This window comes from Methylobacterium sp. (assembly GCF_028290105.1).
GTDB lineage: Bacteria > Pseudomonadota > Alphaproteobacteria > Rhizobiales > Beijerinckiaceae > Methylobacterium.
In genome coordinates this window covers 1-8,409 of the sequence record NZ_JAQGKL010000256.1, presented here as the reverse complement: position 1 = coordinate 8,409, position 8,409 = coordinate 1, and the positions used below count along the sequence as shown (strand labels likewise).

General features: G+C 70.3%; 7 protein-coding genes and 1 pseudogene. 5 read left to right on the top strand and 3 right to left on the bottom strand.

Annotated features, from left to right (window positions below):
• From JWQ05_RS17960 to hslU, 5 genes are all read left to right on the top strand, one after another.
• Nucleotides 1-279 (top strand): ATP-binding domain-containing protein (locus JWQ05_RS17960; protein WP_299661273.1); only part of this gene is annotated, 279 nt, incomplete at its 5' end.
• A 98-nt stretch (nucleotides 280-377) separates the two neighbouring features.
• A complete protein-coding gene (hslV, locus tag JWQ05_RS17955) occupies nucleotides 378-914 on the top strand; it encodes an ATP-dependent protease subunit HslV (RefSeq protein WP_299661279.1) in 537 nt (178 codons plus the stop codon).
• 91 nt (nucleotides 915-1,005) lie between these two features.
• Nucleotides 1,006-2,676 carry a methyl-accepting chemotaxis protein gene (locus tag JWQ05_RS17950; protein WP_299661270.1) on the top strand — a complete coding sequence of 557 codons (1,671 nt, stop codon included), beginning with the start codon at nucleotides 1,006-1,008 and terminating at the stop codon, nucleotides 2,674-2,676.
• Nucleotides 2,677-2,803: 127 nt separating this feature from the next.
• A complete protein-coding gene (locus JWQ05_RS17945) occupies nucleotides 2,804-3,865 on the top strand; it encodes a hypothetical protein (RefSeq protein ID WP_299661267.1) in 1,062 nt (353 codons plus the stop codon).
• Nucleotides 3,865-5,178, top strand: a complete 1,314-nt coding sequence (gene hslU, locus JWQ05_RS17940) for an ATP-dependent protease ATPase subunit HslU (RefSeq protein ID WP_299661276.1) — start codon at nucleotides 3,865-3,867, stop codon at nucleotides 5,176-5,178. Before JWQ05_RS17945 ends, hslU begins: the two co-directional genes overlap by 1 nt.
• 19 nt (nucleotides 5,179-5,197) lie before the next feature.
• Here the strand turns inward: hslU and JWQ05_RS17935 are convergent, their stop codons facing one another.
• From JWQ05_RS17935 to JWQ05_RS17925, 3 genes and pseudogenes are all read right to left on the bottom strand, one after another.
• Complete coding sequence (locus JWQ05_RS17935) at nucleotides 5,198-6,898, bottom strand: methyl-accepting chemotaxis protein (protein ID WP_299661264.1); 1,701 nt, start codon at nucleotides 6,896-6,898, stop codon at nucleotides 5,198-5,200.
• Nucleotides 6,899-7,075: 177 nt separating this feature from the next.
• On the bottom strand, nucleotides 7,076-8,149 hold the full coding sequence (locus JWQ05_RS17930) for an MBL fold metallo-hydrolase (RefSeq protein WP_299661262.1): 1,074 nt from the start codon (nucleotides 8,147-8,149) through the stop codon (nucleotides 7,076-7,078).
• Between the two features lie 61 nt (nucleotides 8,150-8,210).
• A pseudogene (locus JWQ05_RS17925) lies at nucleotides 8,211-8,409 on the bottom strand (aromatic ring-hydroxylating dioxygenase subunit alpha); the annotation flags it as partial.

The window sequence follows — 8,409 nt, the reverse complement described above, 5'->3', positions numbered from 1 at the left end:
GTCGTGCCGGAGGACGATCCGGCCCTGCGTCGCCGGCCCATCGACATCAAGGTCCTGCGCGCGGTGATGTCCGGCTCCGAGGAAGAGATCCCGGCCTTTCTGAAACGAGAGACCGACGAGTTCACCTACGGCTACGCGCTCACCGTCCACAAGGCACAGGGCTCGCAATGGGACGACGTGGTCCTGTTCGACGAATCCTTCGCCTTTCGCGAGCACCGGGCGCGCTGGCTCTACACCGGCCTGACCCGGGCGGCGCGCCGGATCACCGTGGTGGTCTAGGGCCCGGTGGCATTCGGGCGCGCGGGCGCCTACCTGCCCCCTATCGCACTCGCTTTCAGGAGCCCCCCTTGGCGCACGACTCGAACGGCCCGCCGCAGATGCATGCCACGACGATCCTCATGGTCCGCAAGGGCGGCCGGGTGGTGATCGGCGGCGACGGGCAGGTCAGCCTCGGGCAGACCATCGTCAAGGGTAACGCGCGCAAGGTCCGGCGGCTGGCCAAGGGTTCGGTGATCGGTGGCTTTGCGGGGGCGACCGCCGACGCCTTCACGCTGTTCGAGCGCCTGGAGGCCAAGCTCGAGCAATATCCCGGGCAGCTCACCCGCGCCTGCGTCGAGTTGACCAAGGATTGGCGCACCGACCGCTACCTGCGCCGCCTGGAGGCGATGATGCTGGTGGCAGACACCGAAGTGAGCCTGCTGCTCTCAGGCGCCGGCGATGTACTGGAGCCGGAAAGCGGCGTCATGGCCATCGGCTCAGGCGGTAACTACGCCTTCGCGGCGGCCCGCGCGCTGGAAGACAGCAGCCACGACGCAGAAGAGATTGTGCGCCGCGCCATGCGGATCGCCTCCGAGATCTGCGTCTATACAAATGAGAGCCTGGTGATCGAGAGCCTGGAAACGTCCGAAAACTAACCGACGGCTCCTCCGTTAACGGAAGTTTTCGAGACAATGCCTAGCACTTTGATCCAGCACCTTGGGTCCGGGTCGAGGCAGGTTCTCGAAGATGAAGATCAAGACGAAGATTCTGATGTTCGTTCTGGCCTGCGGGGCCATCACCCTGCTCGTCGCGGGGGTGGGGATCAGCACCCTCTCCACCTTCAACGGAGCGATGGAGGAGTCCCGGATGGCGGCCCGCCGGGCGCTGAACGCGGCGAACTTCAACCGCCTCGTGACCAACGTCGTCCTCGAATCCCGTGGGGTCTACGCCGCCAAGGACACCGCGGACGCGCGTAAATACGCCGACAGGATCCGCCAGAACCTGACGGCCATGAACGCGCTCATGTCCGAGTGGGGCCAGCGCATCCCGGCCGACGAGCGCACGCAATTCGAACGCGTCACCCAGGGTGCGGCGGCCTTCACGGCGCTGCGCGAGGACATCGCCCGGCTCGGGACCGAGGTCGCGCCGAAGGCGGCGGCCGACGCGGGCTTCAACGAGGCCAACCGGGCCAACCGGCAGGCCTTCCAGGACGCGATCGACGTCCTCGTCGCCAACGGGCAGGCGCGCGTCACCGCGATCGATGCCGCTGCCGACGCGCTCTATTCCCAGCGCCTGAAGCTCCTTGTCGCGCTGGCGATCGGCGGAACCCTCGGGTGCCTGCTGGTTGGCATCCTCGTCGGGCACCGGCAGATCGCCGCGCCGCTCTCGGGCGTCACGGCGGCGATCCGGCGCCTGTCGAACGGCGACCTCGATCTGCCGGCGACGAAGCCGAGCCGGGACGAGATCGGCGAGATCTGGCAGAGCATGGAGGTCTTCGCCCGCTCGATGCGCGAGGGCGAGGCCCTACGGGCGAGCCAGGAAGAGGCCGCCGGCCTCGCGGGAAGTCGCCGCCGCGCCGAGCGCGTGGACCTCGCCGACCGGTTCCAGGGCAGCGTCGGCTCCCTGGCGGGCGACCTTTCGGGTGCCGCCGCGGAACTCGAGGAGACCGCGCGCCTGATGTCGGCCAATGCCGAGCGCACCAACCGCCAATCGGCCGCCGTGATGCGGGCCGCCGGCGAGACCGCGCAGAACGTCCAGGCGGTCGCCGCCGCCACGGAGGAACTCGCCGCCACCGCGAATGAGATCGGCCAGCAGGTCGGTCTGACCTCCGCCGCCGCCGCGGGCGCCGTCGAGAGCAGCCGCCGCACCCATGCCCGCGTCGAGGCCCTCGCGGCCGGTGCCGCGCGCATCGGTGACGTCGTCGCGCTGATCTCCAGCATCGCCGGCCAGACCAATCTCCTGGCGTTGAACGCCACCATCGAGGCGGCCCGCGCGGGCGAGGCCGGGCGCGGCTTTGCCGTGGTGGCGGCCGAGGTCAAGGGCCTCGCGGCACAGACGGCCAAGGCCACGGAGGAGATCACCGCCCAGATCTCGATGATCCAGAACGCCACCCGCGAGACCGTGGACGCCATCAACGAGATCGGCACCACCATCGGCAGCGTCCACAGCATCGCGCTCGGCGTCGCGGCGGCGGTGGAGGAGCAGCAGGTCGCCACCCAGGAGATCGCCCGCAGCGTCAGCGACGCGGCCCGCGGTACCCGCGACGTCACCGAGACGATGGCCGAGGTCCAGGGCGCGGCTGTGGAGGTCGGTGCCGGCGCCGCGCAGGTGCTCGCCTCGGCGGCCGAACTCGCCCGCCGCTCCAACACCCTCGACACCGAGGTCTCGCACTTCGTGGGCTCGATCCGCGCCGCATGAGGCGCCCACGACTGGAAAGGGCGTCGGCGCACGCTTAAGTCGGGGGCGTGCGCCAGCCCGCCCCCTTCCACGCCCGACGCGGCATCGCCCTGTCCCATGGCCGGGCGGCCCGCCGCGAGGTCCCGTCGTGATCACCGCCGATCATCTCCGCCGCGCCGTGGCCGAAGGCATCATCACCGACGTTCAGGCCGTAGCCCTCGACCGTCTGGCCGCCCAGGCGGATCTGCGCCCGGACGAACCGCGCGACGACGAGCGCCTGCGCTTCGTCTCCGGGTTCGCCGACATCTTCGTGACCCTCGGGCTGTTCCTGTTCCTGGGCGCGGCCGCGCATTTCGGCCTCTCGGCGCTCGGGCCGGTCCTCGGCTACGCCGTGATCGCGGCGCTCGCCTGGGGACTGGCCGAGTTCTTCACCCGCCGCCGCCGGATGGCGCTGCCGAGCATCGTGCTCCTCGTGATCTTCGCGCTGGCGGTGCATGCATCGGTGGCCTTAGGGCTCGCGGGCTCCGCGCGCGCCTACGGAAGCTGGCCCACGCTCTTCGATCTGGCCGCCGACAACCGCCTCGGACCGGGGACGCTCATCGGCAGCGCGCTCGCGACCCTCGCCCTGGTGACCCTGCACTATGCGCGCTTCGCGGTGCCGATCACGGTGGCGGCGGGAGCCGCCTCGCTCTGCGCCCTCGTCCTCGGGCTGCTGATGGCGGTGGCACCGGACCTGACCGTCGCCGCGAGGAACGGGCTGTTCATCGCGGCAGGGTTCGCGGTCTTCGCGCTCGCCATGCGCTTCGATCTCGCCGATCCGGCCCGCGTCACCCGGCGCACCGACATCGCCTTCTGGCTGCACCTGCTCGCCGCGCCGCTCATCGTCCATCCGATCCTCGGAACCCTGACCGCCGGGGGCGGACAGGCGGCCACCCTCGGGGTCCTGGCCATCGTCCTCGGGCTCGCGGGCGTCGCGCTCGCCGTCGACCGGCGCGCCCTCCTCGTCTCCGGTCTCGTCTATGCGGGCATCGCCGTCGGCGCCCTCATCAGCAGGGCGGGTTTTTCCGGCAGTACCGCACCCTTGAGCCTCCTCACCCTCGGAGCCTTCATCCTGGCGCTCAGCGCCGGGTGGCACCCGTTGCGCGCGCGTCTCCTGCGCGCCCTCCCCCCGACCCTGGCAGCCCGCCTGCCCCATCCGATCGGAGCATGATGACCACTTTCTCCCCCCGCGAGATCGTCTCGGAACTCGACCGCTTCATCGTCGGACAGCATGACGCCAAGCGCGCGGTCGCCATCGCCCTGCGCAATCGCTGGCGCCGGCAGCAGCTCACCGGCCCGTTGCGCGAGGAGGTCGCGCCGAAGAACATCCTGATGATCGGCCCGACCGGCTGCGGCAAGACCGAGATCGCCCGCCGGCTCGCCCGCCTCGCCGGAGCCCCCTTCCTGAAGATCGAAGCCACGAAGTTCACGGAGGTCGGCTATGTCGGACGGGACGTGGAGCAGATCGTGCGCGACCTCGTCGAGGTCAGCATCGGCCTCAAGAGCGAGGAGAAGCGCCGCTCGGTGAAGGCCAAGGCGGAGGCGGCTGCGGAGGCGCGCATCCTCGACGCCCTCGTCGGTCCCACCTCGAGCCAGGCCACCCGCGACAGCTTCCGCAAGAAGCTGCGGGCGAGCGAACTCGACGACAAGGAGGTCGAGATCGAGCTCACCGGATCGGCGCCGGGCGGCCTGCCGATGTTCGAGATCCCCGGCATGCCGGGCGCCTCGATGGGAGCGGTCAATCTCGGCGACATGCTCGGCAAGGCGTTGGGCGGCCAGAAGGGCAAGCCGCGCCGGATGACCGTGAAGGACGCCTACGCGCCCCTGCTCGCGGAGGAATCCGACAAGCTCGTGGATACCGAATCGCTGACGCAGGAGGCCATCCGCGAGGTGGAGGACAACGGCATCGTCTTCCTCGACGAGATCGACAAGATCTGCGCCAAGGAAGGCCGCTCTTCGGCCGACGTCTCCCGCGAAGGCGTGCAGCGCGACCTCCTGCCCCTGATCGAGGGCACGACGGTGGCCACCAAGCACGGGCCGGTGAAGACCGACCACATCCTGTTCATCGCGTCCGGCGCCTTCCACGTCTCCAAGCCCTCGGATCTGCTGCCCGAATTGCAGGGCCGCCTGCCGATCCGCGTCGAGCTGCAGCCCCTGACCGTGGAGGATTTCCGCCAGATCCTGACCTCCACCGAGGCGAGCCTCCTGAAGCAGACGGTGGCGCTGATGCAGACCGAGGGCGTCACCCTGGAGTTCAGCGACGACGCGGTCGATGCCCTGGCGCGGGTGGCGGTGGACGTGAACAACTCGGTGGAGAACATCGGCGCCCGCCGCCTCCAGACCGTCCTGGAGCGCGTCATCGACGAGATCTCATTCACGGCCACGGACCGGTCCGGCGAGACCGTGCCGATCGACGCCGCCTACGTGCGTTCGCGGGTCGAGAGCCTGGCGGCGAACGCGGATCTGAGCCGCTTCATCCTCTGACCCCCTCCCCCGTCGTGGCTCAGGCGGCCACGGCCTTCAGGAACCGGCCGATCTCGGCCTCCAGGCCGGCGGCCACGTCCTCCACCGAGGCGGCGCTGACCTGGACGCTTTCCGCCATCGTGGCGGTGCGGCGGGTGGCGTCCGTGACGGTGCCGAGGTCGCGCGCGATGGCGACGGAGGTCGTGGCGGTGTGTCCGGCATTGCGCGAGATCTCGCCGGTGGCCTCGCCCTGCGCGGCGACGGCGGCGGCGAGATCCGTCGTCATGGCGCTGATCATCTCCATGCGTTCGGTCACGCGACCGATGGCGTCCACCGCCTGCCCGGTCGAGGCCTGGACGGAGGCGACCTGACTGGCGATCTCGTCGGTGGCCTTAGCGGTCGGGGGCGCGAGCGCCTTGACCTCGGCGGCGACCACCGCGAAGCCCCGGCCCGCCTCGCCCGCCCGGGCGGACTCGATGGTGGCGTTGAGCGCCAGCAGGTTGGTCTGGTCGGCGATGGCCCGGATCAGGCCGACGACGTCGCCGATCCGCCGGGCGGAGCCCGCGAGGTCGCCGATCTGCCGGTTGGTGGTCGACGCCTCGCCGAAGGCGGCGTCGACCTCGCCCTTGGCGGTATCGAGGCGGCCGCTGATCTCGACGATCGAGGCGGAGAGTTCCTCGGCGGCGCTCGCCACGGATTGGACATGCGCCGAGGTCTCGCGCGAGCCGGTGGACGCCCCCTCGACGGCGCGCGACGCCTCGGCGGACGCGCTCGACATGGCGGCCGAGCGGATGCGCAGATCCCCGGTCTGCGCGCCGACCGCCTCGACGGCCCGGGCGACCTGCGCCCGGAAGCGCTCGATCTCGGCATCGAGATGCGCGCGGCGATCCTGCGCGGTCCGGATCGAGGCCGAGCGGTCGGCCTCGAGGCCCCGCGCCCGCATGCTGGTGTCGCGCAAGGCCTCGAGCGCCCGCGCGACCGCCCCGACCTCGTCCCGGGCATCGCGATAAGGAATGGCGCCCTCGAAATCCCCGGCGACCAAGCCCGATGTCCGCTCGGCGATCACCCGGATGGGACGGAACAGCCGGAAGGCCGCGAACCCCACCAGCAGGCAGGCCAGGGCGGCCACGGACAGGATCGTCCAGCGCATGGCGTTCATCGTCTGCGCGTAGACGGCCTCGTAGGCCTCCAGGGGCACGCCGACGTAGAGGATGCCGTTGACCCGTCCGGCCGCATCGTGGGTCGGCTGATAGACGGTCAGGAAGGACCGGCCGAAGAGGGTCGCGGGCCCGCTATAGGCTTTGCCGGCCCGGATCGAGGCCTGGGCCGGATGGTCGGGCGCGAGCGCCGTACCGACGGCCCGGTCGCCGCGCTCGGTCTTCACCGTGGTGACGCGCCGCACGAAGCGGTCGCCTGTGGCTTCATAGGCGAATACCGTCGCGGTCCCGCCGACATACGCCACCGTCCGGTCCACGATGGCGTCGTCGCTCAGAGTGCCGAGGTCCGGCGTTCGGATTTCGGCGACGCGGTCGCCATCGAACGCGATCTCGGCGGCCGGCAAACGGTCGCCGTAGACCAGGCTCAGGGCGCGCAGGTGCCGCTCGCCGTCCTGCCGCTGCTTGGCTTCGAGCTGCGACCCGATTTCGTGGCTGGTCACGAGCAGAAGCGCCGTCGACACCAGCAAAATCGCGCCGGCCGCCAGCAGAATCACCTTTGCGGTCAGCGTTCTGAGATGAACCATAGTGCAATCAGCCTGAAATCGATTTCAACGTCTCGTCGAAACCTGGCGGATTGCGCTTACGAAGCCCTTAAGACACACGTGTACTGTCGGATTTCGCTCATTTGTTATTTTTCGACGAGCCGACAACGTTCGCCGTCGCGAATGACGGTGCAGAGATAAACCGCATCGCGGGCCGGCTCAGGCCTGCCAGACCTGGCCCGGCCGCATGGCGATGAAGCGCTCGGGCGCGATCCCGGCCTCGGCGCTGGCTTGCATCTGCGCCTCGGCCGGCTGCTCGATGCCCTCGTCGGTGAGCTGGAAGGTCCCCCAATGGTGGCCGAGCATCTGGTCGGCTCCGAGCAGCAATCCGGCCTCGACGGCCTCGGCCGGGTTCATGTGCTGGTCCTTCATGAACCAGCGCGGCTCGTAGGCGCCGATCGGCAGGGTGGCGAGGCGCGGCGGCCCGAAGCGCGCGCGCGCCTCGCGGAAGATGGCGCCGTCGCGCAAGCCCGTATCGCCCGAATGGTAGTGGACGCCCACCGGCGTGGCCAGCACGAACGAGCCCCACAGGGCCATGCGCCGGTCGTTGAGGCCTCGCGCCGACCAGTGGTTGGCGGGGGTGAGGTGCACGGTCAGTCCACCGCCGAGGTCGACCGATCCGCCCCAGTCGCGCGTCTCGACGTGCATGGTGTCGTCGAAGGCGCGCAGGATCGCCTCGTTGCCAAGGGGCGCGATGATCAACGGCTGCTGTGCCTGCCAGAGCCGCGCGACGGTCGGCCCGTCGAGATGGTCGTAGTGGTTATGGGTGATCAGCACCGCGTCGATGGGGGGCAGGTCGGCATAGGCGATGCCCGGCGGGTTGACGCGCTTGGGGCCGGCGAAGCGCACCGGGCTCGCCCGCCGGGCGTAGACCGGATCGACCAGGATGTTGCGGCCCGCCACCTGGAACAGGTAGCTCGCATGGCCGATGAGCGTCACCCGGAGGCCGTCGAAGCGCTCGGGCGGCACATCCGCATAGGGGCTCGGATGGAACGTGGGCCAAGCCTGCCGCAGGGGGCTGTCGACCCCGCGCCGCGAGCGCCAGCGGGCGATGTCGCCGAGGTCCTTGTCCGCGGGCTGGTCCGGGCCCTGGAAGCGGACGCCGTCGAAATGGTCGCTCGACGGCCCGCGATAGTAAGGGTTGCGCCCTCGCCGGTGGGCGGCATAGCCGACGCCGCCGAGGGTCATCACCGTGGCGGCGCTCAGCGCCGTGATCAAACTGTGCCGCTTCATGGACCCGAGATGGCGGCGCGGCGGTTTCGATCAAGCGGCAGGGTGACACATCACCGCCGTTTCACGAGCGCCAGCGGAGTTCCTGCTGCGCCAGCGGATTGGCGAAGGGGCGTCCCTCCCGCGCGGCCTGCAGGGCCTCCCGCTTCAGGCGGAAGTACCATTGCGAGGGCAGGTCGCCCTGGCCGAACAGCACCATGGTGGGCTTGCGGTCGAGGCCGGCCTGCGCGTGCTGGAGCACCTGCTGGTCCTGCGTCAGGAAC

What these genes read in the sequence shown, in the direction of transcription:
- JWQ05_RS17930 (WP_299661262.1), bottom strand. Translation starts at nt 8,149, where the DNA reads ATGAAGCGGCACAGTTTGATCACGGCGCTGAGCGCCGCCACGGTGATG.
- JWQ05_RS17935 (WP_299661264.1), bottom strand. Translation starts at nt 6,898, where the DNA reads ATGGTTCATCTCAGAACGCTGACCGCAAAGGTGATTCTGCTGGCGGCC.
- JWQ05_RS17950 (WP_299661270.1), top strand. Translation starts at nt 1,006, where the DNA reads ATGAAGATCAAGACGAAGATTCTGATGTTCGTTCTGGCCTGCGGGGCC.
- hslV (WP_299661279.1), top strand. Translation starts at nt 378, where the DNA reads ATGCATGCCACGACGATCCTCATGGTCCGCAAGGGCGGCCGGGTGGTG.
- hslU (WP_299661276.1), top strand. Translation starts at nt 3,865, where the DNA reads ATGACCACTTTCTCCCCCCGCGAGATCGTCTCGGAACTCGACCGCTTC.